At 74.9% G+C, this 24,229-nt stretch carries 21 protein-coding genes; 9 read left to right on the top strand and 12 right to left on the bottom strand.

Annotation, left to right across the window (positions count from 1 at the left end):
• Positions 1 to 54: 54 nt before the first annotated feature.
• The 3 genes from WAA21_RS07360 to WAA21_RS07350 are packed head-to-tail and all read right to left on the bottom strand — an operon-like array spanning position 55 to position 2,818.
• Complete coding sequence (locus WAA21_RS07360) at positions 55 to 870, bottom strand: ABC transporter ATP-binding protein (protein ID WP_336922123.1); 816 nt, start codon at positions 868 to 870, stop codon at positions 55 to 57.
• Positions 846 to 1,790 (bottom strand): ABC transporter permease, encoded by a 945-nt coding sequence (locus WAA21_RS07355; RefSeq protein WP_336922122.1) that lies wholly within the window; start codon positions 1,788 to 1,790, stop codon positions 846 to 848. Before WAA21_RS07355 ends, WAA21_RS07360 begins: the two co-directional genes overlap by 25 nt.
• Positions 1,787 to 2,818, bottom strand: coding sequence for an ABC transporter substrate-binding protein (locus WAA21_RS07350; RefSeq protein ID WP_336922121.1), 1,032 nt, complete (start codon positions 2,816 to 2,818; stop codon positions 1,787 to 1,789). Before WAA21_RS07350 ends, WAA21_RS07355 begins: the two co-directional genes overlap by 4 nt.
• Before the next feature lie 107 nt (positions 2,819 to 2,925).
• Here WAA21_RS07350 and WAA21_RS07345 point away from each other — a divergent pair, with 107 nt between their 5' ends.
• Complete coding sequence (locus WAA21_RS07345; RefSeq protein WP_336922120.1) at positions 2,926 to 4,329, top strand: FAD-dependent oxidoreductase; 1,404 nt, start codon at positions 2,926 to 2,928, stop codon at positions 4,327 to 4,329.
• Positions 4,330 to 4,356: 27 nt separating this feature from the next.
• Here WAA21_RS07345 and WAA21_RS07340 read toward each other — a convergent pair whose 3' ends face one another.
• Together WAA21_RS07340 and htpX are read right to left on the bottom strand one after the other, a co-directional pair.
• The gene (locus WAA21_RS07340) at positions 4,357 to 4,902 is read right to left on the bottom strand and encodes a thermonuclease family protein (RefSeq protein ID WP_336922119.1); all 546 of its coding nucleotides are present in this window, start codon (positions 4,900 to 4,902) and stop codon (positions 4,357 to 4,359) included.
• Positions 4,903 to 4,943: 41 nt separating this feature from the next.
• Positions 4,944 to 5,840, bottom strand: coding sequence for a zinc metalloprotease HtpX (gene htpX, locus WAA21_RS07335; protein WP_336922156.1), 897 nt, complete (start codon positions 5,838 to 5,840; stop codon positions 4,944 to 4,946).
• A gap of 277 nt (positions 5,841 to 6,117) precedes the next feature.
• On the opposite strand from htpX, the gene WAA21_RS07330 reads away from it, so the two are divergent.
• Positions 6,118 to 8,082, top strand: coding sequence for a 2-oxoacid:acceptor oxidoreductase subunit alpha (locus tag WAA21_RS07330; protein WP_336922118.1), 1,965 nt, complete (start codon positions 6,118 to 6,120; stop codon positions 8,080 to 8,082).
• Positions 8,079 to 9,191, top strand: a complete 1,113-nt coding sequence (locus tag WAA21_RS07325; protein ID WP_336922117.1) for a 2-oxoacid:ferredoxin oxidoreductase subunit beta — start codon at positions 8,079 to 8,081, stop codon at positions 9,189 to 9,191. The genes WAA21_RS07330 and WAA21_RS07325 overlap by 4 nt, the downstream gene beginning before the upstream one ends.
• A gap of 15 nt (positions 9,192 to 9,206) precedes the next feature.
• Here the strand turns inward: WAA21_RS07325 and WAA21_RS07320 are convergent, their stop codons facing one another.
• Both WAA21_RS07320 and WAA21_RS07315 read right to left on the bottom strand, forming a co-directional pair.
• Entirely contained in the window at positions 9,207 to 9,536 is a 330-nt protein-coding gene (locus tag WAA21_RS07320; protein ID WP_336922116.1) for a hypothetical protein, read from the bottom strand.
• Positions 9,537 to 9,698: 162 nt separating this feature from the next.
• Positions 9,699 to 11,039: an MFS transporter gene (locus WAA21_RS07315; RefSeq protein WP_336922115.1), complete on the bottom strand. Its 1,341-nt coding sequence runs from the start codon at positions 11,037 to 11,039 to the stop codon at positions 9,699 to 9,701.
• Positions 11,040 to 11,106: 67 nt separating this feature from the next.
• On the opposite strand from WAA21_RS07315, the gene WAA21_RS07310 reads away from it, so the two are divergent.
• The 4 genes from WAA21_RS07310 (at position 11,107) to WAA21_RS07295 (ending at position 16,062) form a co-directional block, all read left to right on the top strand.
• Positions 11,107 to 11,625 (top strand): ArsR/SmtB family transcription factor, encoded by a 519-nt coding sequence (locus WAA21_RS07310; protein ID WP_336922114.1) that lies wholly within the window; start codon positions 11,107 to 11,109, stop codon positions 11,623 to 11,625.
• Between the two features lie 110 nt (positions 11,626 to 11,735).
• A complete protein-coding gene (serA, locus tag WAA21_RS07305) occupies positions 11,736 to 12,965 on the top strand; it encodes a phosphoglycerate dehydrogenase (protein WP_336922113.1) in 1,230 nt (409 codons plus the stop codon).
• Positions 12,962 to 13,894: an EamA family transporter RarD gene (gene rarD, locus WAA21_RS07300; RefSeq protein WP_336922112.1), complete on the top strand. Its 933-nt coding sequence runs from the start codon at positions 12,962 to 12,964 to the stop codon at positions 13,892 to 13,894. Before serA ends, rarD begins: the two co-directional genes overlap by 4 nt.
• Before the next feature lie 182 nt (positions 13,895 to 14,076).
• Complete coding sequence (locus WAA21_RS07295) at positions 14,077 to 16,062, top strand: PhoX family protein (protein WP_336922111.1); 1,986 nt, start codon at positions 14,077 to 14,079, stop codon at positions 16,060 to 16,062.
• Positions 16,063 to 16,080: 18 nt separating this feature from the next.
• Here WAA21_RS07295 and WAA21_RS07290 read toward each other — a convergent pair whose 3' ends face one another.
• Entirely contained in the window at positions 16,081 to 16,437 is a 357-nt protein-coding gene (locus WAA21_RS07290; protein ID WP_336922110.1) for a hypothetical protein, read from the bottom strand.
• 29 nt (positions 16,438 to 16,466) lie between these two features.
• On the opposite strand from WAA21_RS07290, the gene WAA21_RS07285 reads away from it, so the two are divergent.
• On the top strand, positions 16,467 to 16,883 hold the full coding sequence (locus tag WAA21_RS07285; RefSeq protein WP_336922109.1) for a hypothetical protein: 417 nt from the start codon (positions 16,467 to 16,469) through the stop codon (positions 16,881 to 16,883).
• 16 nt (positions 16,884 to 16,899) lie between these two features.
• Here the strand turns inward: WAA21_RS07285 and WAA21_RS07280 are convergent, their stop codons facing one another.
• Both WAA21_RS07280 and WAA21_RS07275 read right to left on the bottom strand, forming a co-directional pair.
• Positions 16,900 to 18,795, bottom strand: coding sequence for a putative bifunctional diguanylate cyclase/phosphodiesterase (locus WAA21_RS07280; RefSeq protein WP_336922108.1), 1,896 nt, complete (start codon positions 18,793 to 18,795; stop codon positions 16,900 to 16,902).
• A 70-nt stretch (positions 18,796 to 18,865) separates the two neighbouring features.
• Positions 18,866 to 19,645, bottom strand: a complete 780-nt coding sequence (locus tag WAA21_RS07275; RefSeq protein ID WP_336922107.1) for a YaaA family protein — start codon at positions 19,643 to 19,645, stop codon at positions 18,866 to 18,868.
• Between the two features lie 116 nt (positions 19,646 to 19,761).
• Here WAA21_RS07275 and WAA21_RS07270 point away from each other — a divergent pair, with 116 nt between their 5' ends.
• Complete coding sequence (locus tag WAA21_RS07270) at positions 19,762 to 22,791, top strand: ExeM/NucH family extracellular endonuclease (protein ID WP_336922106.1); 3,030 nt, start codon at positions 19,762 to 19,764, stop codon at positions 22,789 to 22,791.
• 99 nt (positions 22,792 to 22,890) lie between these two features.
• Here the strand turns inward: WAA21_RS07270 and WAA21_RS07265 are convergent, their stop codons facing one another.
• Positions 22,891 to 23,964, bottom strand: coding sequence for an ATP-dependent DNA ligase (locus WAA21_RS07265; RefSeq protein ID WP_336922105.1), 1,074 nt, complete (start codon positions 23,962 to 23,964; stop codon positions 22,891 to 22,893).
• 31 nt (positions 23,965 to 23,995) lie between these two features.
• Positions 23,996 to 24,181, bottom strand: a complete 186-nt coding sequence (locus WAA21_RS07260; protein WP_336922104.1) for a hypothetical protein — start codon at positions 24,179 to 24,181, stop codon at positions 23,996 to 23,998.
• Positions 24,182 to 24,229: the final 48 nt, after the last annotated feature.

Below are 24,229 nucleotides of genomic sequence, written 5' to 3'. Positions count from 1 at the left end.
CCCGTGCGGGCGGCGCGGCAACCGCTCGCGGGACGGCAGGCGTGGGAGGCCGACCTACGCGTCCATCACCTGCTGCAGCACCCGCTGCTTGAGCGCGACGAACGCGCGGTCCGTCATGGTCGAGCGCCCGCGCATGTCGCCGAGGTCGACGCTCAGCACCTCGGCGACGGTCGACGGCCGGGACGTCAGCAGCGCGAGCCGGTCGCCGAGCAGCAGCGCCTCGTCGACGTCGTGGGTGACGAGCACGACGGTCGGGCCGTGCCTGCGCAGCAGCTCGCGCAGCCACTCCTGCAGCCGCAGCCGGTTCTGCGCGTCGAGCGCGGCGAACGGCTCGTCGAGCAGCAGGACGGGCGGGGAGTTCGCGAGCACCTGCGCGAGCGCCGCGCGCTGGCGCATGCCGCCGGACAGCTGCGCGGGCAGCGCGTCGGCGAAGCCGTCGAGGCCGGTCTCCGCGAGCAGCCGGTCGGCGACCTCGAGCGCGTCGGCCCGGCCGGCGGCGCGCGGCCCCCACGCCACGTTGTCGCGCACGCCGAGCCAGCCGAACAGGTCCGCGCGCTGAGCGACCATGCCGCGTCGCGCCGACGGTCCCCGGACGACCTCGCCGTCGAGCCGGACCTCGCCGCGCACGACCGCGTCCTCGTCGTCGGTGGTGAGCAGGCCCGCGAGCGCCCGCAGCAGCGTCGACTTGCCGCACCCGCTCGGACCGAGGACGGCGAGCACCTCGCCGGGCTCCGCGGTGAGGGTGACGTCGTCGAGGACGAGCAGGTCGGGCTCGCCGCGACGGCGGGCGCGCGCCGACGCGCGGTAGGCGACCGTGAGGCCGTCGACCTCGACGCGGGCGCCGCTCACGCGCGCGCCCAGCGCGTCCACGGGGCGCTCGCTGCCCGCAGCAGCATGTCGCTGAGCAGGCCGAGGACGGCGAAGCACACCATGCCGACGACGATCTCGTCGAGACGGCCGGTCTGCCGGGCGACCTGCATCATCGCGCCGACCCCGGCGCCGCGGGTCGTCGTGAGCTCGCCGACGATGACGCTCATCCAGCCGAGCGACACGCCCAGCCGCAGCCCGACGACGATGCCGGGCAGCGCCGCGGGCAGGTGCACCCGGCGGACCAGCGCGCGCCGGGGCGTGCCCAGGACACGGGCGGTCTCCACCCAGCCGCGCGGCACGCGGGCGACCGCGTCGGCCGTCGCGACGAGGATCGGGAAGACGGCGCCGACCACGACGAGGAAGCGGGCAGGGCCCGTCCCGAGGCCGAACCACACGATCGCGAGCGGCAGCCACGCGAAGATCGGGATGGCGCGCAGCGCCTGCACCATCGGGTCCGTGAGCGCGCGGAACAGCGGCGAGAGCGCCAGCGCGACGCCCGTCGGGACGCCGATCGCGACGGCCACGACGTAGCTGGACACGAGCAGCCACACGCTCGCGCCGATGTGGCCCCAGCCCTCCCCGTCGAAGCCGACGGTGCCGGGCAACGACGACGCCGAGGCGGCGGTCGGGTCGAGGAAGCGGACGAAGGCGACCGCCACCTCGGTCGGCGTCGGCACGAACACCTGCAGCGCGCCGAGGCTGCCGAGCCCCTGCCACAGCGCGAGCAGCGCGAGCGGCACGACCGTCGCGAGCACGAGCCGGCCGGGCAGCGAGCGGGTGGGCCGGAGCCGGCGCCTGCGCGGAGCGGCGGTCGCGGCCGCCGGGGCGAGCACCCCCGCCGGTGCGCGCGTGCCGGCCTCGGCGGGCGCCCGGGGTGCGCCGCTCGGCGGGACGGGCGGCTGCGGCACGGGCCTGCTCACACCTGGTTGTCCAGCTGCAGGACGTCGTCCGGCTCCGGGACCTGCTGCAGCAGGCCGAGGTCGACCATGCGCTCCGCCTGGGCGAAGGCCTGCTCCTGCCACTCCTCGTCGAAGCGACCGACGGCGCCGACGTTGTCCAGCAGCGCCTCGTACACCGCCTCCTCGTAGCCGAAGCCGTCGACGGTGAGCTCCCGCCAGACCTCCTGGTCGTTGCGTCCGCCCGGGGACAGGTGGTCCGCGGCCGCGACCTGCATCGCGGAGGCCGCCTTCAGCAGGTCGGGTCGGTCCAGCACGCTGCGCGAGGCCCAGATCGCGCTGTTGAGGGACCCGGCGGGCGTGTCGTACGGGTCGACCAGCCGCCGGCCGGTGCCGTCGGCGACCGAGCGGGACGGGTTCGGCTCGGTGCCCATGTAGGCGTCGACGTCGCCGGCGGCGAGCGCGGCGGGCATGTCGTTCCAGTCGACGCTCACGAGCTCGACGTCGCTGTCGGGGTCGAGGCCAGCGGCCTCGAGCAGCTCCAGCAGGAGCAGGTACTGGAACGCCGGGCCCTGCCAGCCGATGCGACGGCCCGCGAGCGCCGCGACGTCCTCGCCGTCGAAGTCCGCGGGCACGACGAGCGAGGCACCCTTCTCCGCGCCCATCGCGACGATCTTCGAGCCGATGCCCTCCTCGTGCTGGATGAACCCGTTGACGAGGCCGAACAGCGCGAAGTCGAGGTCACCGTTCTCGAGGGCGACGTTCATGTCGGTGCCGCTGCTGAGCGTCTGCACCTCGACCGTCAGGCCCTCCGGGGCGAAGCGCGGCCAGAACAGCGGCGCGGCGGCGTGGTTGTTGGTGAACGTCGCGACCCGGATCGTCTCGCCGTCGAACGCGCTGCCCGCGACGGTGCCCGCCGCCGCGGTCGGGGCGGCCGCGCCCTCGTCACCACCGCAGCCGGCGAGCGCGGCGGCACCCGCGCCGGCCCCCAGCAGGGCGAGCACGTCCCGGCGGGACGGTCGCGGGCGGGCAGGCCAGTTGTCCCCGAGCACGGGCCCATCCGAGCACACCCGCGCCCGCACGGCCCGGCCAACTCCTCGTGCGCTCCTCACTCGGGGCGTACGGCACCGTGCCGGTGGGCGGATGTCATGCTCGGGCGGTGGACCCGGACGTCGTCGTGGTGGGCGGCGGCGCCGCGGGCCTGTCGGCGGCCACGACCGTCGCGGCCGCGGGGTCGTCGGTGGTCCTCGTCAGCGAGGGCCCGCTCGGCGGTGACTGCACGTGGCACGGCTGCGTGCCGACCAAGGCGCTGCTCGAGGCGGCCGCCGCCGGGCTCGACGCGGCCGGCGCGCTCGAGCACGCCGCGCGCTGCGTGACGCGGCTCGCGCGGCTGGAGTCCGCCGCCGTCCTCGAGGCGGCCGGCGTCGTGGTCCGCTCGGCTCGCGTCGTCGTGCGTCAGGGTCCGACCGGACCCGTCGTGGACGCGGTCGCGGGTGGCGGGGGTGACGCCGTCCCCGCCGGCGGCTGGTCGCCACGGCTCGGCGTCGTGCTCGCCACCGGCTCCCGGCCGGTCACGACCGTCCCGGGGGTGCCTCCGCTCGGTGACCTGCCGGCGGGGGCGCGGGTCGCGACGACGGACGGCTGGCAGGACGCCCTCGCCGCGCACCTCGCGTCCGCGGGACCGGACGGCGGCCCGGGCAGCGGTCGGCGCATTGGCCCGCGCGTGCCCGGGCCGGTGGTCGTCGTCGGCGGTGGCGCGAGCGGCGTCGAGCTCGCCCAGGCGCTCGCCCGGCTCGGGCTGCCCGTGACGCTGCTGGAGCGCGCCGCCACCGTGCTGCCGGGTCTGCCCGGCGCCGGCGACGCGGTCGCCGCGGCGCTGGCGCTCGACGGGGTCCGCGTCGTGGTGGACGCGGACGAGACCGACGTCCGCGGCGCCGTCGGACCCGGCACGCTCGTGCTGCTGGCCGCGGGCCGCGTGCCCGCGGTGGACTGCCTGTCCGGCTGGGACGGCCCGCCCGTCACCGGGCCCGCCGGGGTGGTCGTCGACGCGGCGATGCGGACGGCCGCGCCCGGCCTCGTCGCCGCGGGGGACGTCACGGGCCTGCTGCCGACCACGCACGTCGCGGCGGCGACCGGCCGGGTGGCCGCCGCCACCCTGCTCGGACGCACAGCCTCGTTCGACGCCCGGTGGGCGCCACGGGTCGCGTGGTGCGAGCCGGGGGTCGCGGCGGTCGGCGACCTCGACGGCCCGCGCCACGTTCGGGTGCCGCTGTCGCGCGTGGATCGCGCGGTGCTCGCCGCCGTCCCCGGCTCGCCTCGGCGACCGACCGCGGGGTCCGTGCAGGTGTGGGCCGACGAGGACGGCAGGCTGCGGGGCGCGCTGGCGGTGTGTCCCCGTGCGGGGGACATCGTCTCGGAGGCAGCCCTGGCCGGTCGCCTCGGCCTCACCGTCGAGCAGTGGGCGGGCGGCGCGGCCGGTGTCGGCGTGACGTCGGCCGACCACGCCTACCCGTCGTGGTCGTGGGCGTGGCGCGAGGCGCTCGACCGGCTGCTCGGCCGCTGAGCGGTCAGGCGGTCGGCCGGGCGTGGCTCAGCAGCTGCCCCACACGCCGAGGCGCGCGTCGCGGGCCCGGTCCTCGGCGGCGCTCACGACCGCAAGGTGCTCGTCGTTCGGCGGGAAGAACACGGTGTACGCGAGGCCGTTGGCGACGAGCGCCTCGTTGACGAAGGTCCCGTCCGGCGTCCACGCGTAGGCGAGCACCCGGTCGTACTGGTCCAGCAGCTCCTCGTCGGGCGCGAGCAGCAGCTCGCTGCCGAGGGGCAGCAGGTCGGTCGTGAACGCGGACGCCTCCGGTCCGAGGCACTCCTCCTCCGCGTTCGGGCCGTCGACCTCGGGGGTGTCGACGAGCAGCAGGCGGACGCGTTCCTCCCCGCCGTCCGGCAGCACCGGACCGGGCTCCCCGCGCACGACGAGCGTGTCGCCGTCGACCACGCGCACGACCTCGACGCGCTGGGCGTCCGCCGGGGCCGCCACCCCGGCCACGTCCGTCGTCGCGCGCGCCTCGGCGGAGGCGAACTGCTCGGCGGGGTCGTAGCCCGTGCAGCCGCCGAGCAGCGTGGCGCCCAGCGTCAGCACGTACGCGGAGAACGCCCGCGGAGCGCGGACGTGCGGGGCGCTCAGCGCCGCGGCCCGCCGTAGGCGAGCGCCTCGAGCCGGGCGATGCGCTGCTCCATGGGCGGGTGCGTGGCGAACAGCTGCTTCACCCCGCCGCCGCGGAACGGGTTGGCGATGAACAGGTGCGAGGCGTTGACGATCTGCCGCTCCGGCGGCAGCGGCGCCCGGCGGACGGCGCCGTCGATCTTGGCCAGCGCCGAGGCGAGGGCGAGCGGGTCGCCGGTCAGGGCGGCGCCGTCCTCGTCGGCGTCGTACTCGCGGGTGCGGGAGATGGCGAGCTGGATGAGGCTCGCGGCGATCGGCGCGAGGATCGCCGAGGCGAGCACGCCGATGAGGGCCAGCGGGTTGCCGTTGTTGTCGCGGTTGCCGCCGAACAGGAAGCCGAACTGCAGGAACTGCGCGATCGACGTGATGATGCCGGCCACCGCGGCGGCCACCGACGAGGTGAGGATGTCGCGGTTGTACACGTGCATGAGCTCGTGGCCGAGCACGCCCCGCAGCTCGCGCTCGTCGAGCAGCTCGAGGATGCCGGTGGTGCAGCAGACGGCGGCGTTCTCAGGGTTGCGGCCGGTCGCGAAGGCGTTGGGCGCCTGCGTCGGCGACACGTACAGCCGCGGCATCGGCTGCTGCGCGACGGTCGAGAGCTCGCGGACGATGCGGTACATCTGCGGCGCCTGGGCCTCGGTGACCGGCTGCGCGCGCATCGCCTTGATCGCGATCTTGTCGCTGTTCCAGTAGCCGTACGCCGTCATGGCGACGCCGATGAGAGCGAACAGGAACATGATCGACGCGTTGCCGACCCACGCGGCCACGGCGGCGCCCACGAGGAGCAGCAGCCCCCAGATGGCGCCGAAGAGGAGAGCCGTCTTGAGCCCGTTGTTGTGGTTGTGGCGCTGCAGCACCGTTCCTCGCTCCCGTACGTCCAGTGCACCCGGGTGTCGCTCGGGCACCTACTCTCCCGGTGAACGGCCTGCCGTGCCTCAGCCGTTCCGCGTTTCGTAAAGCCCGTGAACTTTCCTTGCTGTGTAGCAAGACGCAAGGCTTGCTGTCTCGCCGTCGGCGAACGGCCCCCCCGGTTGCGGCACACCTCACGCCCGCGCGGGACGCCGCGGGGAAGCACCGGCATGGTGAGGCTCTTACCATTGGGTCATACCGACGAGAGGTAATTCCCCCCACATGCCCACCGCGCCCACCGCGTCGACCGAGTCCACCCCGCTCGACCACGTCGTCATCCGCTTCGCGGGTGACTCCGGCGACGGGATGCAGCTGACCGGCGACCGGTTCACGGCCGAGACCGCAGCCCTCGGCAACGACCTCGCGACCCTGCCGAACTTCCCCGCGGAGATCCGCGCCCCCGCCGGCACCCTGCCCGGCGTCTCGAGCTTCCAGGTGCAGTTCGCCGACCACGACGTCCTCACCCCGGGCGACGCGCCCGACGTCCTCGTCGCCATGAACCCCGCCGCCCTCAAGGCGAACCTGCCGGACCTGCCGCACGGCGCGACCGTCGTCGCCGACTCCGACGCCTTCACCAAGCGGGCCCTGTCCAAGGTCGGCTTCGCCTCCAACCCGCTGGAGGACGGCTCGCTGGAGTCCTACCGGGTGCACGCCGTCCCGCTCACGTCGATGACGGTCGAGGCGCTCGCCGAGCTCGGCCTCGGCCGCAAGGACGCCGAGCGCTCGACGAACATGTTCGCCCTCGGCCTGCTGTCGTGGCTTTACTCCCGGCCGACCGACGGCACGCGACGCTTCCTCGAGCAGAAGTTCGGCCGCCGGCCGGCGATCCTCGAGGCGAACCTGCGGGCGCTGGAGGCCGGCTGGTCCTTCGGCGAGACGACGGAGACCTTCGCCGTGCGCTACGAGGTCGCGCCCGCGCCGGCGGCCGCCGGCACGTACCGCAACGTCACGGGCAACACGGCGCTCGCCTACGGCCTCGTCGCGGCCGCGCACACCGCGCGCCTGCCGCTCGTGCTCGGCTCGTACCCCATCACGCCGGCCTCCGACATCCTCCACACGCTGTCCGGGCTCAAGCGCTACGGCGTCACGACGCTGCAGGCCGAGGACGAGATCGCCGGGATCGGCGCGGCGCTGGGCGCGGCCTACGGCGGCGCGCTCGGAGTGACCACGACGTCCGGGCCGGGCCTGTCGCTCAAGGCGGAGATGCTCGGCCTCGCCGTCGCGCTCGAGCTGCCGCTCGTGCTCGTCGACGTGCAGCGCGGCGGACCGTCCACCGGCCTGCCGACCAAGACCGAGCAGGCGGACCTGCTCCAGGCGCTGTTCGGCCGTCACGGCGAGGCCCCGCTGCCGGTCGTCGCCGCCTCGACGCCCGCGGACTGCTTCGACGCCGCCCACGAGGCCGCCCGGATCGCGCTCACCTACATGACACCGGTCGTGCTGCTGTCCGACGGCTACCTCGCCAACGGCTCCGAGCCGTGGCGGCTGCCGTCGGTGGCGGACCTGCCGCGCATCCGGACCCGCTTCGCCAGCGCCGACGACGTGCCGGAGGAGGAGCACTTCCGGCCGTACTCGCGGAACCCCGGCACGCTCGCCCGTCCCTGGGCGGTGCCCGGCACGCCCGGTCTCGCGCACCGCATCGGCGGCCTGGAGAAGGCCGACGGCACCGGTGAGATCAGCTACGACCCCGACAACCACGACCGCATGGTCCGGCTGCGGGCGGCGAAGGTCGACGGGGTCGACGTTCCCGACGTCGAGGTCGACGACCCGTGGGCCGACGGCTCGCACGGCGGCGAGGGCGCGGACCTGCTCGTGCTCGGCTGGGGCTCGACCTTCGGGCCCATCAGCGCCGCGGTGCGCGCCGCCCGCCGTGGTGGGGCCCGCGTCGCGCAGGCCCACCTGCGCCACCTCAACCCGTTCCCGGCCGACCTCGGCGACGTGCTGCGCTCCTACCCCCGCGTGCTCGTGCCCGAGATGAACCTCGGGCAGCTCGCGCTGCTGCTGCGCGCGCGCTACCTCGTCGACGTCGAGAGCCACACCTCCGTCCGCGGCCTGCCGTTCACCTCCGGTGAGCTCGAGCGGGCCATCGCCGACGCCGTCCGCCACGCCCCGCGCCGTCCCGACGGGCGCGGACCCTCGCGCACCAACGGCACGGCCGGCACCCGACTGCCCCAGGGGAGCCCCGCATGAGCATCGACCTCGGACTGCCGTCCCCGTCGCAGGTGGGCCCGGGCCAGGGCCTGCGCGGCGTGCCCTCCCTGGCGGAGGGCGAGAGCCTCACCCGCAAGGACTTCGTCGCCAACAACGAGGTGCGCTGGTGCCCCGGCTGCGGGGACTACGCCGTGCTCGCCGCGGTGCAGGGCTTCCTGCCCGACCTCGGGGTGAAGCGGGAGAACATCGTCTTCGTCTCCGGCATCGGGTGCTCCTCGCGCTTCCCGTACTACCTCGACACGTACGGCGTGCACTCCATCCACGGCCGCGCCCCGACCTTCGCGACGGGGCTCGCGGTGTCCCGCCCGGACCTCGACGTGTGGGTCGTGACCGGTGACGGCGACGGCCTGTCGATCGGCGCCGGGCACCTGCTGCACACCATGCGCCGCAACCTCAACATCACGGTGCTGCTGTTCAACAACCGCATCTACGGGCTGACGAAGGGGCAGTACTCGCCCACGTCGGAGACCGGCAAGGTGACGAAGTCGACCCCGGCGGGTAGCGTCGATGGGCCGTTCAACCCGGTCTCGCTCGCGCTCGGCGCCGAGGCGACGTTCGTCGCGCGGACGCTGGACTCCGACCGCGCCCACCTCACCGACGTGCTGCGGCAGGCCGCGGAGCACCGCGGCACCTCCTTCGTCGAGATCTACCAGAACTGCCCGATCTTCAACGACGGCGCCTTCGACGTGCTCAAGGACAAGGACGAGGCGGCGGCCCGGCTCGTGCGCCTCGCGGCCGGCGAGGAGGTCACGTTCGGCGGGCCGGACGGTCGCTCGCAGGTCGTCGTGCCGCGCCTGGACGGGGGCGGCGTCGAGGTCGTGTCGCGCTCGGCCGCCGAGGCGGCCGGACGGACGCCCGTCGTCCACGACCCCACTGCGGAGGACCCGTCGGCGGCGTTCGCCCTGTCGCGCCTGGACGACACCGCCATGGGTCACGTGCCCGTCGGGGTGTTCCGGTCGGTCGCGCGGCCCGCGTACGACGACCTGGTCCGGGCGCAGGTCGACGCGGCGGTGTCGGCCGCGGGCGGACCCGCGACCGACGCCGACCTCGACGCGCTGCTCGCCGGTCAGGACACCTGGACGGTGTGAGACCGGCCGACAGCGTCAGCCGTTGACGAACTCCCCACCGCACAGCTCGACGGCCTCCGCCGTCAGCTCACCGGAGGCCGGGTAGGCGACGTAGATCTGGCCCTTCGTACCAGGCGTGCCGAGGTGCACCTTGACGTGCAGGGGGTGCTTTCGGTTGTCCGCGAAGCCGTCCGCGTTCGGCAGCTGCACCTCCTTCTCGCCGCCGTTCGCGGCGAGCAGCACGCAGTCGCCGTTACCGAGGACGCGGAAGTGGACGTGGTCCGCCGAGGCCGGCGCGGCGCCGATCCCGAGGACGGCAGCGGCGACGACGCCACCGGCGAGCGCGGTGCTGGTGAGGGTGCGCATGGGGTCTCCCTTCGACGGGTCGACGCACGGGTCGGCGCCGACCTCACCCCACTCTGCCCCGCCTGCGCGGCCTGTCAACGGGAGTCGGCGCGACAGTCGTGGCGGCGCCGCACGTCGACAGGAACGCAGACGCACGCGCCGCAGGTCGACAGGAACGCAGACCTACGGCGGCGGGGCGTGCGCGTCGAGCTCGCGGGGCAGGTCGCGCATGCGCACGAGCGGGCTCAGGAGCACCGGCAGCACCGCGAGCGCCTCGACCGCCACCCCGACCCACAGGGCCGTCAGCACCCCGGCCTGTGAGCCGATGACGCCGCCGAGGAAGGCGCCGAGGGGCATGACGCCCCACACGACGAAGCGCACCGAGGCGTTCATGCGCCCCAGCAGCGGACGCGGGCACAGCCGCTGACGGAACGACACCTGCGCGACGTTGTAGACGACGACGCCGAAGCCGTACACCGCCATCGACACCGCGAGCAGCGCGAAGGCGACCGCCCGGTCCTGCCCGGCGGCCAGCGGCACGAGGGCCGCCGCGGCCGAGGCCGGGACGATCGACAGCGCGATGCTGCGCCCCTCGCCGACCACCCGGATGACGAGGCCGGAGACGAACGCGCCCACGAGCCCGCCGACGGCCCCGACGCTGAGCACGAGCCCGAGCTCCGCCTCTGACATGCCGAGGTCGCGGACCACGTAGAGCACGAGCAGCGCGCCGCCGATGTTGCTGGCGAAGTTCGACGTCGCCGTCGTCGCGACGATGCGCCGCAGGAGCGGCTGCCGGGCCACGAACCGGAGGCCCTCGCCGACCTCGACGTGCAGCGGGCGGCGGTCGGCGCGCGACGGGGGGTCCTCCCGGTGCCGGATGCGCAGCGTGAACACGATCGAGCCGAGGAACGACAGCGCGTCGAGCAGGATCACGAGCGGCGCACCGAGGGCCCGCACGAGCAGTCCACCGAGCCCGGGTCCCGCGACCTGGGCGGCGGACTGCGACACCTGCAGCTTGGCGTTGCCCTCGCTGATGCGCTCCGACGGCACGAGCGAGGGCAGGTAGCTCTGGTAGGCGACGTCGAAGAAGACGGTCGCGACGCCGACGACGGTGGCGACGACGAGGACGAGCGGGAACGTGAGCACCCCGAGCCACCACGCGACCGGCAGCGCGAGCAGCGCGACGCCGCGGACCAGGTCGCCCCAGATGAGCACCTGCCGTCGGCGCATGCGGTCGACCCACGCCCCCGCGGGCAGCCCGACGAGGAGGAACGCGAGGTTCTCGAAGGTCGCGAGCAGGCCCATCTCGAACGCGGACGCGCCGAGCACCGTGACGGCGAGCAGCGGCAGCGCGATGCCGCCGACCTGGGTGCCGACCTGACTGATGGTGTCGCCGAGCCACAGCTGCCGGAAGTCCCGGCCGACCGGGTGCCCCACGAGGCTGTCGGCGTACCAGCGCCGCAGCCGCCCGCCGTGGCCCGCAGCACCGGGCGGGGTCCGGGACGCGTCGGTCGGCGAGGTCACAGCAGGACGCTCCCATCACCGATTGGGAGAAGTCAATCGGTCAACGGATGATCGCTACGGTGGGGCCGTGGCCCTCGACCCGGACGCACCGCGCCGCCGGCCCCCGACGGACGCCGAGGCGCGGGCGCTCGCCTCGAGCCTGCGCCTGCGCATCCTGCGGATGTGCCTCGACGAGCCGCGCACCAACGCCCAGCTCGCCGAGCGGCTCGGCATGGCGCCCGCGACGGTGCTGCACCACGTCCGCACCCTCACCGACACCGGCTTCCTCGAGGCGCTGCCCGCCGAGCGCGGCCGACGCGGCTCCCGGCCCCGGCCTTACCGCGCCACCGGCAAGTCGTGGTGGCTCGACGGCGGCGCGAACGCGAACACCCTCGTGCAGGCGTTCATCGACGGCGTCAGCCGCGTGCCGCCCGGGGAGGACGTGCCGATGGCCCGGCTCGGGCTGCGGCTGTCACCGGAGGAGCAGGCCGAGCTGGCGGAGCGGCTGCAGGCCCTCGCCGACGAGTACGCGCGCCGTCCGCCGACGCCCGGGGGCCGCCCGGTGTCGCTGTTCATGGCGGTGCACCCGGACACCGACCGCGACTGACCGGCCCCGCGCACCCCGGGCATTGCCCCCGGACCCGGCCGAGGACCGGGCCGGCGACCGCCGGACGGACGCCGTCGAGGCGGTGCCGGCCCAGCCGTCACAATGTCGGCGTGCCCGACCCGACACACCGGCCCGTCGCCCTGCTGCTGGAGAACATCCACCCGCACGCCGTCGAGCTGCTCTCGACCGCCGGCTTCGAGGTGCGCACCCACGCGGGCGCCATGGACCCGGCCGAGCTGCAGGCGGCGCTGCCCGGCGTTCAGGTGCTCGGCATCCGGTCCACGACCCACGTCACGCGCGAGGTGCTCGCCTCCACCGACGACCTCCTCGCGATCGGCGCGTTCTGCATCGGCACGAACCAGATCGACCTCGCCGCCGCGACCGACCAGGGCGTGGCGGTGTTCAACGCGCCGTTCTCCAACACCCGCAGCGTCGTCGAGCTCGCCGTCGCGGAGATCATCGCGCTCGCGCGCCGCCTCACCGAGCGCGACGACCAGATGCACGCCGGCGTGTGGGACAAGTCCGCCGACGGCGCCCACGAGGTCCGCGGGCGCACGCTCGGCATCGTCGGCTACGGCAACATCGGCAGCCAGCTGTCGGTGGTCGCCGAGGCCCTCGGCATGCGGGTGCTCTTCTACGACACCACCGAGAAGCTCGCGCTCGGCAACGCGCGCGCGTGCGCGAGCCTCGACGAGCTCCTCGCCGAGGCCGACACCGTCACGCTGCACGTCGACGGCCGCGACGGGAACGCCGGCATGTTCGGCGCCGCCCAGTTCGCCGCCATGCGGCCGCGCAGCATCTTCCTCAACCTGTCCCGCGGCTTCGTCGTCGACTACGCCGCGCTGCGCCGCCACGTGGAGTCCGGCCACATCGCCGGCGCCGCGGTCGACGTGTTCCCCAGCGAGCCCCGGCGCAAGGGCGACCCGTTCGACTCCGAGCTGCGAGGGCTCCGCAACGTCATCCTCACCCCGCACGTCGCCGGGTCCACGGCCGAGGCCCAGCAGGACATCGGCCGCTTCACCGCGGGCAAGCTGCGCGACTACGCGCTGGCAGGCACGACCACCCTCAGCGTCAACCTGCCGCAGATCACGATGGACGACCGTCCCGGCACCGTGCGGGTGACCCACCTGCACCACAACGTCCCCGGCGCGATGGCGCGCGTCAACCAGCTACTCGCCGAGCACGGCGTCAACATCGAGGGGCAGCTGCTGAGCACGCGCGGCGCCGTCGGCTACGCCGTCACCGACACCGGCTGTCCCGCGGGCCGCCTGCCCGAGGGCGTGCTCGCCGCGCTCGCCGCCGTCCCCGAGACGATCTCCACGCGCGTCGTGCCGGCGTGAGCGACCGCGCCGGGGTGAGCGACCGCACCGGCGTCCTGCTGGCCCTCGGCGCGTACGGCATGTGGGGGCTGTTCCCCCTGTACTTCCGGCTGCTGGAGTCCGCCGGCGCGGTGGAGATCGTCGTCCACCGCATCGTGTGGTCGCTGCTCACGTGCCTGCTCGTCATCGCGCTCACCCGCTCGTGGGCGGCGCTGCGCCGGCTCACCGGCCGCCAGCTGCTCGTGCTCGCGGCCGCCGCCGCCACGATCAGCGTCAACTGGGGCGTCTTCATCTGGGCGGTCAACACCGAGCAGGTCGTGGAGACCTCGCTCGGGTACTTCATCAACCCGCTGGTGTCGGTGCTGCTCGGGGTGCTGCTCCTGCGCGAGCGGCTGCGCCGACCGCAGTGGGTCGCCGTCGGGATCGCGGGCGCGGCCGTCGCGGTGCTCACCGTCGACTTCGGCCGCCCGCCGTGGATCGCGCTCGCCCTCGCGGCGAGCTTCGGCAGCTACGGGCTGCTGAAGAACCTCGTCGGGCGCGGGGTCGGGGCGCTGCCCGGGCTGACGGTCGAGACCGCCGTCCTCGCTCCCCCGGCGCTCGCCGTCATCGTGTGGCTGCAGTGGACGGGCGAGGGCACCGTCACCTCGGTGAGCGGGTGGCACACCGTCCTGCTCGTGGCCTCCGGCGCCCTCACCGCCGCCCCGCTGCTGCTCTTCGCGGCCGCCGCCCGCCGCGTGCCGCTGTCGACGATCGGGCTCCTGCAGTACGTCACGCCCGTCATGCAGCTGCTCATCGGCACGCTCGTGTTCGGCGAGGCGCTGCCGCCGCTGCGGCTCTCGGGCTTCGCGCTCGTGTGGGTGGCGCTCGTCGTGCTGAGCGTCGACGGCCTGCGCACGAGCAGCCGGGGTCGGGCGCAGGCGCGCGCGGCGCGCGCCACCACCGCGACCTGACGACCTGACGGCCGAAATACGTCACGCCCGGCTGGTTAACTCCGCCGCACCTGGTGTTGGCCGAGGCGTCACCGGCACGTCGCCTCCCGGTCGCGGGGCGCGCCTACGTTCGCGGGCGTCCGCACCCCGCTCACGGAGGACTCCTCGTGACTCTCACGCCCGAACGACGTCCGCTCCTGCCCATGCTGGGCCAGACCCACGGCTCGCGCAGCGCGAGCGTCTGCCACTGGAAGTGCGCCGACGCCTGCGCCCGGCCGGACGAGAACACCAGCGGCAACGAGCGCTTCGTCGACGTCGCCCGCCGCGCCCTGGCCCGCCGCACCTCGCGCCGCTCGGTCCTCGCCGGCTCCGCCGCCGGCGCCGCGCTCGCCGCGCTGTCCGGCATCGCGCCCGCCGCCGCCGCACCGAAGGGCAGGGGCGCCGCCGCGCGCTCCGGCTCGCTCGCCTTCTCCCCCATCGCTCCGGTCGGCAACACCGTCGACGCCGTCACCGTCCCGGACGGCTGGCGCTGGGAGACGATCATCGCCTGGGGCGACCCGGTCGAGGCCGACGCGCCCGCGTGGGACCCGGCCCACCAGACGCCCGAGGCCCAGAAGAAGCAGTTCGGCTACAACAACGACTACCTCGACGTCGTGCCGTTCCGCGGCAACGGCAACCGGGGCCTGCTCGTCGCCAACCACGAGTACACGAACGACGAGCTCATGTTCCCCGCGACGAGCGACCCCGCGCAGCGGCTGCTCGACCTCGAGACGGCGATGTACGCCCACGGCATGTCCGTGGTCGAGGTCCGCCGCCGCGGCAAGGACGCCGCGTGGCAGCCGCTGCGCCGCTCGCCGTTCAACCGCCGCATCACCCTCGACACCGAGTTCGTGCTCGACGGGCCCGCCGCCGGCAGCCCGCTGCTGCGCACGAGCGAGGACCCGACGGGCACGCGCGTGTACGGCACGCTCAACAACTGCGCCGGGTCGACCACCCCGTGGGGCACGGTGCTGTCCGGCGAGGAGAACGTCGACCAGTACTTCACCGGCGCCCCCGACCCGACGGCGCGCGAGGCGCGCTACGGGCTGAACACCGCCGGTCGCGGCTGGGGCGCGGTGCAGGACCGGTTCGACCTGTCGAACGCCGGGACCCGCAACGAGCCGAACCGCTTCAACTGGGTCGTCGAGGTCGACCCGGAGGCGCCGGACGAGGCCCCGGTCAAGCACACGGCGATGGGCCGCTTCAAGCACGAGGGCGCCCACGTCACGATCGCGGCGTCCGGCCACGCCGTCGCCTACTCCGGCGACGACAACCGCTTCGACTACCTCTACAAGTTCGTGTCCCGCGACACCTTCCGTCCCGGCCCGTCGCAGGCGGCGCGACGTCACAACAAGACGCTGCTGAGCGACGGCGACCTGTACGTCGCGAAGTTCCACGGCGACGGCGAGGGCATCGCCGAGGGTGACTACGACGGCACGGGCGAGTGGCTGCCGCTGTACGTCGACGGCCGCTCGATGGTGCCGGGCTTCACCGCCGAGGAGGTCCTCGTCTACACGCGCCTGGCCGCCGACGCGGTCGGCGCCACGGGCATGGACCGGCCGGAGGACGTCGAGCCGAGCCCCGTCACCGGCTACGTGTACATGGCGTGCACGAACAACACCCGCCGCACCGGCGCGCAGGTCGACGAGCCGAACCCGCGCCCGAACAACAAGGACGGCCACGTCATCGAGCTGCGCGAGGACGGCGACGACGCGACCGGCACGTCGTTCACGTGGAACATCCTCCTGCTGTGCGGTGACCCGGAGGACCCGACCGTCACGACGTACTTCGGCGGCTGGGACGGTCCGGTGAGCCCCATCAGCTGCCCGGACAACGTCGCGTTCGACGACGCCGGCAACCTGTGGGTGTCGACCGACGGCCAGCCCGGCACGATCAACTACAACGACGGGCTGTTCCTCGTGCCGGTCGAGGGTCCCGAGCGCGGGCGCGTCCAGCAGTTCCTCGCCGTGCCGACCGGCGCGGAGACGTGCGGGCCGCAGGTCAAGGCCCGCGACGGCTACGTGCTCGTGGCGGTGCAGCACCCCGGGGACCTCGGTGGCGCGAGCTACGAGAACCCCCGTTCCGCGTTCCCGTACGACGGCGTGTTCGCCGGTCCGCGCCCGGCGTGCATCCAGGTGCTGCCCGCCTGAGGCGGCAGCGACCCGGCCTCACCCGAGCCGCTCGAGCAGCCACCCCGGTCCGACGACCGGGGTGGCCGGCTCGAGCCGGGCGCGCAGGCCCCGGTCGGCGGTCACGACCGTCGCGCCGGGGTGCTGCGCGCTCACGGCCACGACCGCGTCGTCGCCGGACCCGGCCGCCCGCACGAGCGTGAGCCGGGAGGCGCCGGGCGCGTCGTCCGGCAGGGTCGCCGCCCTCGCCCGCCCCTCCAGGACCGCGACGACGTCGCCGAGGTCCGCGGTCGCGGCGGCCACGCGCGCGAGGAGGCGCGCCGTGGCCCCGGCGCGGTCCCGCCACCAGCCGTCCGGCCGGGCGCCCAGCACGTTCGCGACGTCGACGACGAGCACGCCCCCAGCCTCGCACCTACCGTGGCGCGGTGGCCGGGGAGCAGGAGGCGTGGCGCGCGGAGCGGGCCCGCGCGGTCGAGGCGAGGGCCGCGGCCGCCGAGCGCGCCGCCGCGGCCGAGTCCGCCCGCGCGCAGGAGCTCATCGACGGCTTCGTCGCCGAGGCGGGCCGGCGCGGCGTGGCCCCGGAGCCGCTCGTGGCGCCCGGCCCGGGCGGTCGCGGCCGCTACCGCACGGGCCTCGTCGGCTGGTACCTCACGCGCAGCCGCGTCGTCGCGGTCGACACCGACGGGCGCTACTACGTGCTGCGGGCCGGCGGTGGCCTGCGCGAGCGCCTCACGGGCACGACCGTCGCCCCCAGCGACCCGCCGCTCGTCGTGGGTCGCGGCGCCCGCGACGGGGAGCAGGCCGACCTCGCCGACCTGCTGCGACGGCGCCTGCAGGAGTGACGGCGGTCCTCACCGCTCAGCCGCCCGCGCGCGGCACGGGGACCGTCCGCCCACCCGCCAGGTGGGCGAGGAGCTCCTCGGCCGGCACGGGCCGGCCGAACAGCCGGCCCTGCGCCCAGCGCACCCCGAGCGCCCGCAGCCGGTCGGCCTGCTCGGCGGTCTCGACACCCTCGGCGACCACGTCCAGGTCGAGGCCGCGGGCGAGGTCGAGCACCGCCGCCACCAGCCCGGTGCGCGGGGCGGGTCCGCCGAGCTCGGCGACGAAGGAACGGTCCACCTTGAGCGTGTCGAGCGGGAGGCGCTGCAGGTACGACAGCGAGGAGAAGCCCGTGCCGAAGTCGTCGAGCGCGACGCGGACGCCGAGCGCCCGCACCCGCGCGAGCACCTCGCCCGCGACGCCGGCCGTGCCGCCGACGACGGCGGACTCGGTGACCTCCAGGTGCAGGACGCGGCCGGGCAGCCGGTGCCGTCGCAGGACGCCCTCGACGAGGCCCGGGAAGTCCTCGTCGAGCTGACCGGCCGACACGTGGACCGCCACCCCGAAGTCGTCGTCGACGTGCCCGACCGCCCGCCAGGCGGCCAGGTCACCGGCCGCCCGCTCGAGCACGACCTGCCCGACCGCGCCGATGAGCCGATTCTCCTCCGCGACCGCCACGAACTCCGCGGGCGGCACCTCGCCGAGCGTCGGCGTGCTCCAGCGCGCGAGCGCCTCCACGTGCCCGGTGCGCTCCCGCACGAGGTCGACGACGGGCTGGTAGGCGACCCTCAGCTCGCCGCGCTCGAGCGCGCCGCCGAGCTCGGCGTCGATGCGGGCCCGCCGCTCGACCTCCTCCCGCAGCGCCCCGTCGAAACGGCGCACCGTCCCGCGGGCGGTGTGCTTGGCGCGGTACAGCGCGACGTCCGCGTCGCGGAGCAGGCTCTCCGCCGTGCGTCCGGGCGCGGTCGCGGTCACGACGCCGACCGTCCCGGACACCGGCAGGCTCGTGACGCCCACGCGGACGGGGGCGTGCCACGCGCTCGTGAGCGCGGCGAGCACCCGGTCGGGCTCGACGTCCTCCGCCACGTCGTCCGGGCCGACGCCGGACGCGACGACGACGGCGAACTCGTCGCCGCCCATGCGGGCGATGGTCGCCGAGGCGGGCAGGCGCGCCCGCAGCCGCTGCGAGACCGCGACGATGAGCGCGTCACCGGTGTGGTGGCCGTAGGTGTCGTTGACGAGCTTGAACCGGTCGAGGTCGACGAGCAGCACGTGGACCGCACCGCCGAGGGCGTCGCGTCGCCGGAGCAGCTCGTTCACCCGCCGCTCGAACAGCCCGCGGTTGGCCAGGCCCGACAGGCCGTCGTGCCACGCGGCGTGCTGCAGCGCGGCGTGCGCGGCGTGCACCTTGGCGGCGACGGCCCCGACGAGCAGGCCGACCGCCGCGAGCGTCCCCGCCGTCATCAACCACACGCGCAGCTGCACCGCGGCCGGCGCCGGCAGCAGCGACAGGCTCACCGCGAGGCACGTCGCGGTCCACAACCCGTGCCGCAGGGCCGCTCGGGGCGAGAAGAAGAATGCGGCGAACGGCGTCGCCCACAGGTAGAAGAGCCGGATGTCGTTGTCGGCGGCGCCGGCGAGGCCCACCGCGGCGAAGGCGACGGAGATGACGAGCTGGATGCACCCGATCACCAGGTGGAACACCCACCGCGGGGCACGGTCCGCGGCACCGGCCGCCAGCGACGCGCCCAGCGTGGCGGCGAGCAGCGCCATGCCGCGGACCACCGCGTCGCCGCCGGTCGGGCCGTGCGGCAGCAGCGTCCACAGCAGCGCGAGCGCGGACCCGCTCAGGTAGAGCAGGCCGAGCGCGCGCCCCATGGCGCGCTGGCCGACCGGCTCCCCGCCCGAGGCAGGGGACGGCGCACGAGACGGCACCACCGCGACCTCCCTCCGACGTCTGCCGCAGTCGGCAGCGGAGGAGGCGTCCTGAGGCCGGCGGCCCGCGTCACCCGGTGGCGCCACCCAGGTGGACGTCCAGGCGCCACGAACGGCCGGTGCGGGCGAGGTCGACGGACTCCGCGCCGAACCGCTCGGCCGCGGCGCGGACGAGGCCCTGCGGCGTGGTCGGCACCCGGCCCGCGCGGCGCACGAGGTGCCCGGCGAGCAGCCCGCGGGCGTGCTTCGCGCTGTGGGACACCACGGCGCCGTCCTGCAGCACGCGGACCGTCACCCAGTCGCTGCCCTGCCCGGGCCGCCACGCGGCCTGGTACTCCGCGGAGCGGCAGTCGACGACGAGGCCGTCGCCCCGCCCGGCCAGCTCGCGCGCGAGGTGCGGCCGCCAGAACGCCGCCAGCGGACCCGTCCCGGGCAGGTCGGTCCCCATGCCGAGCCGGTGGGCCGGGATGCGGTCCCCCGGGGCCACCACGCCCCACAGCCCGGAGGCGACGAGGACGTGCCGGCGCGCCCGGCGCCGCGCGGTGGCCGTCATCGGCTCGCGCTCGCCCGCGAGGTCCGCGGCGGCGAACAGCACCCCGGAGTACACGCGCACGGCGTCGGCGGCGGGCTCGGTTCGCAGCCGCGTGTTGCGCGCGACCTCGTCGGCCAGCGACGGGCCGAGGCCGAGGACGGCCGGCGCGTCCGGGCGCGCGCACACCGCCGCGAGCGCGTCGAGCACGTGCTCGCGGGCGGCGCCCAGCCCGGGCAGCGAGAGCGAGGCGAGGTCGACGGGGCGCGCGCGGCGGGGGGCCGGCGACTGCCCGCGGGACGGCGGCAGCAGCAGGAGCACGAGGCCGAGGGTAGGCAGCGATCGGTTCACACCGACGTCGCGTCGCGTCTAGCCACCGTTCACCCGGTCGGCTTAGGTTCAGGGCGTCACTGCCTGATCCGTGGAAGGACCCCTTCGTGACCCACCGACCCCCACGCGCCGCGTCGTCGCAGCGCGCCGTCCGGCACGCGGCCGCGCTCGCGACCCCGCTCGCGCTCGTCGCCGGCGCCCTCGCGGCGGCACCGCCCGCCGCAGCCGCCACCGACCTGTACTTCTCCGAGTACGTCGAGGGCTCGAGCAACAACAAGGCGCTCGAGATCTACAACGGCACCGGCGCCGCCGTCGACATCAGCCAGTACAGCGTCCAGGTGTACTTCAACGGCGCGACCACCGCGAACCTCACGATCCCCCTCTCGGGGTCGGTCGCCTCGGGTGACGTGTTCGTCCTCGCCCAGTCCAGCGCCGTCCAGGAGATCCTCGACGAGGCCGACCAGACCAACGGCGCCGGCTGGTTCAACGGCGACGACGCCGTCGCGCTCGTCCGCGACGGCACGACGCTGGACGTCATCGGGCAGATCGGCGTCGACCCCGGCAGCGAGTGGGGCAGCGGGCTCACGAGCACCGCCGACAACACCCTGCGCCGCAAGGCCTCCGTCGACGGAGGCGACCCCGACGGCAGCGACCCGTTCGACCCGGCCGTGCAGTGGGACGGCTACGAGACCAACACCTTCGACGGCCTCGGCAGCCACGACGCCGGTCCCGTCGAGGGCGGTCCGCCCGCGCTGACGTGCGAGGCGACCGTGTCCACGCGGACCGGTGAGGCGGCCTCGTCGGAGGTCTCCGCCACCGACGCGGACAACGGCGTCGACACCCTGGCGATCACGTCGGACCCGGTCGCGGGCATCACGCTCGAGGGGTCCACCGCGCCGTCCGCCGCCGGCGAGGCCGCCACCGCGACCCTCGCCGTGGCCGGCACCACGGCGGTCGGCACCTACGACGTCGTCGTGACCGCCACGGCCGACGACGGCGAGCAGGCGACGTGCACCGTGACGGTCGAGGTGCTCGCGCCCCTCACCACGAGCCTCGTCTCCACCGTCCAGGGCAGCGGGGACGCCTCGCCGCTCGTCGGCCAGGAGGTCCAGGTCGAGGCGGTCGTCACCTCGCTCATCACCAGCCGCGACGTGCTCGACGGCTTCTTCGTGCAGGAGGAGGACGCGGACGCCGACGGCGACCCCGCCACCTCCGAGGGCGTGTACGTGTTCTGCCGCGCGCTGTGCCCGGCCGACCTCGCCGCGGGCGACCTCGTGCAGGTCGTCGGCACCGTCGCCGAGTTCAACGACAGCACCCAGGTCGACGCGACCGCGGGCAGCATCGAGGTGCTCGACTCCGGCCTGCCGCTGCCCAGCGCCGCGACGGTCACCCTGCCGGCGTCCGGGTCCACCGCGGACCCGGCGACCTTCGAGGCCGTCGAGGGCATGGTCACGACCATCACCACGACCCTCGCGGTCAGCGAGTACTTCGAGCTCGCGCGCTTCGGGTCGATCGTGCTGACCGCCGACGAGCGGGAGTACCAGTACACCCAGACCGACACCCCGACGGTCGAGGGCTACGAGGCCTTCCTCGCCGACCTCGCGACCCGTCGCATCGTGCTCGACGACGACAGCAACGACCAGAACGACGCGACGAGCGGGCCGCTGGACAACGAGCCGTACTACTACCCGACGCCCGGCTTCAGCACCGAGAACTACGTGCGCGGCGGCGACACCGTCACCGGGCTCACCGGCGTCATGGAGTACTCCTTCGGCGAGTGGAAGCTCCGGCCCGTGCCGGGGCTGGACTACACCTTCGAGCGGGCCAACCCGCGTCCGGCCGAGCCGGACGAGGTGGGCGGGCGCCTGACCGTCGCGAGCTTCAACGTGCTCAACTACTTCGCCACGGTCGACGACACGGCGTCGGGCAGCTCGGGCCCGTGCGGCCCCAGCGGCACCGACGACTGCCGCGGCGCGGACTCCGAGGACGAGCGCGAGCGCCAGCTCGCGAAGATCGTCGCAGCGCTGACGGAGATCGACGCCGACGTGTTCGGCCTCATCGAGATCCAGAACGACGAGGGCGAGGCCACGCAGCAGATCGTCGACGCGCTCAACGCCGCCACGGCGCCGGGCACGTACGACTACGTCGACACCGGGTTCATCGGCACCGACGCCATCAAGCAGGCCTTCCTGTACAAGACGGCCACGGTCGCGCCCGTCGGCGACTACGCCCTGCTCACGCAGGCCGACGACGAGCGCTTCCGCGACGACCGGAACCGCCCGGCGCTCATCCAGACCTTCGAGGAGGTCGCCACGGGCGAGGTGCTGACGGTCGCCGTCAACCACTTCAAGAGCAAGGGCTCCGGCTGCGGCGCGGGCGACGACTCGCCCGAGGACGGCTCCGGCAACTGCGACCTCACCCGCACCCTCGCGGCGCAGGCGCTGGCCGACTACCTCGCCACCGACCCGACCGGCAGCGGCGACCCCGACTACCTCGTCATCGGCGACCTCAACTCCTACTCGCAGGAGCGGCCGATCACGACGCTCGAGGCGGCCGGCTACGTCGACCTGCTCGAGCGCTACCAGGGCCTGGAGTCCTACGGGTACGTGTTCGACGGCCTGCTCGGCCACCTCGACCACGCGCTGGCCACCCCCTCCCTCGCGGAGCAGGTGACCGGGGCGGGCGGCTGGCTGATCAACGCCGACGAGGTGCCGCTGCTGGACTACAACGACACGGTGCTCGACACCGGCGAGCAGTCGTTCGAGCGGGAGTCGACCGCGCTGCCGCTGTACGAGCCGAACGCCTACCGCTCCAGCGACCACGACCCGGTCGTCGTCGGCATCAGCCTCGACTCCGCGCCGGTCGCCGACGCGGGCGGGCCGTACACCGTCAAGCCGGGCTCGCGGGTGCGGCTGGACGCGTCGGCGTCCTACGACCTCGAGGGTGAGGACATCACCTTCGAGTGGGACCTCGACGGCGACGGCCAGTTCGACGACGCGACGGGCCCCGTCGCGTACTTCCGCGCGAACCGCTCCCCCGGGGACTACCCGGTGGCGGTGCGCGTGAGCGACGCCGACGAGTCGACCGTCGACGAGACGGCCGTGTCGGTCATCCCGCCGGGCCTGCAGAGGCCCTGAGCCTCCTCGCACGGTCGGAGCCCCGTCCCACCCGCCGGGTGGGGCGGGGCTCCGTCCGTTCCGGGGCCCGTCCCGGCGGCCGACCCGCTGGCCGTCGGCTCAGACCCTCCCGTGGGTCAGCACGTCGGTGAGGTCGAAGCGCACCGGGCGCTCCAGCTGGTCGTACGTGCAGCTGCGCGGGTCGCGGTCCGGGCGCCAGCGCTGCAGCTGGGTGGTGTGACGGAACCGGTCGCCCTCCATGTAGTCGTAGCGCACCTCCACCACGCGCTCGGGGCGCAGCGGCACGAACGACAGGTCCTTGCCCGCGTTCCACCGGCTCGTCTCGTTCTTGCGCGGTGTGCGCTCGCCCGCCTCGTGCGCGGCCCAGCTCCACGGGTGCTCCTCGAACGTCGTCACGAGGTCCTGCATCTCGGCGAGCAGCTCGCGCCGGCGCGCCATCGTGAAGCTCCCGCACACCCCGACGCTCTGCAGCGTGCCGGAGTCGTCGTACAGCCCGAGCAGCAGGGAGCCGAGCGCGTCCGGGCCGGACTTGTGCACCCGGTAGCCGGCCACGACGCAGTCGGCGGTGCGGACGTGCTTCACCTTCGTCATGACCCGCTTGTCCGGCTGGTAGCGCAGGTCCGGCTTCTTGGCCACGAGGCCGTCGAGGCCCGCGCCCTCGAACGCCTCGAACCAGCGCGCGGCCTCGGCCTCGTCGGTCGTGGCCGGGGTCACGTGCACCGACGGGTGGTCGGCGGGCAGCGCCTCCTCCAGCAGCGCACGGCGCTCGGCGAAGGGGCGCTGGGTGAGGTCGTCGTCGCCCAGGGCGAGCAGGTCGAAGGCGACGAAGCTCGCCGGGGTCTGCTCGGCGAGCAGGCGGACACGGCTGTCGGCGGGGTGCACCCGCTGCTGCAGCGCCTCGAAGTCCAGGCGGTTGCCGTCGGGGTCGGCGACGACCACCTCCCCGTCGACGACGGCCCGGTCGGGGAACGCGCTCCTGATCGCCTCGACCACCTCGGGGAAGTACCGCGTGAGCGGCTTCTCGTTGCGGCTGCCGATGACGACCTCGTCGCCGTCGCGGAAGACGATGGCGCGGAAGCCGTCCCACTTCGGCTCGTAGACGTGGTCGGGCGGGATCTCGCTGCCCGGCTTGGCGAGCATCGGCTTGACCGGGGGCATGACGGGCAGCTGCACGCGCCGAGTCTGCCGCCGACGCCCGACGCTGTCAGGGCGACGGCGGGCAGCCCTCGCCCAGCGTCCAGCCGACGCTGCCCGGCCCGGCCTCCGCGTCGCCCGCGCCCTCGCCGACGCAGACGAAGGCCGTCGCCGGCTGCGGCTCCTCGCCGGCGGCCGAGCACCCGCCGAGGCAGAGCGCCGCCCCCACGATCCACAGCGTCACCGCAGCCCGCACCGCTTCCCCTCCGCGCTCCTGCCGTCCGCGGGTGGTCCGCGCTCCCGC

Source organism: Aquipuribacter sp. SD81 (assembly GCF_037153975.1).
GTDB lineage: Bacteria > Actinomycetota > Actinomycetes > Actinomycetales > JBBAYJ01 > Aquipuribacter.
Note: the sequence above shows the minus strand (reverse complement) of the source record. Positions and strands in the feature narration are given on the sequence as shown.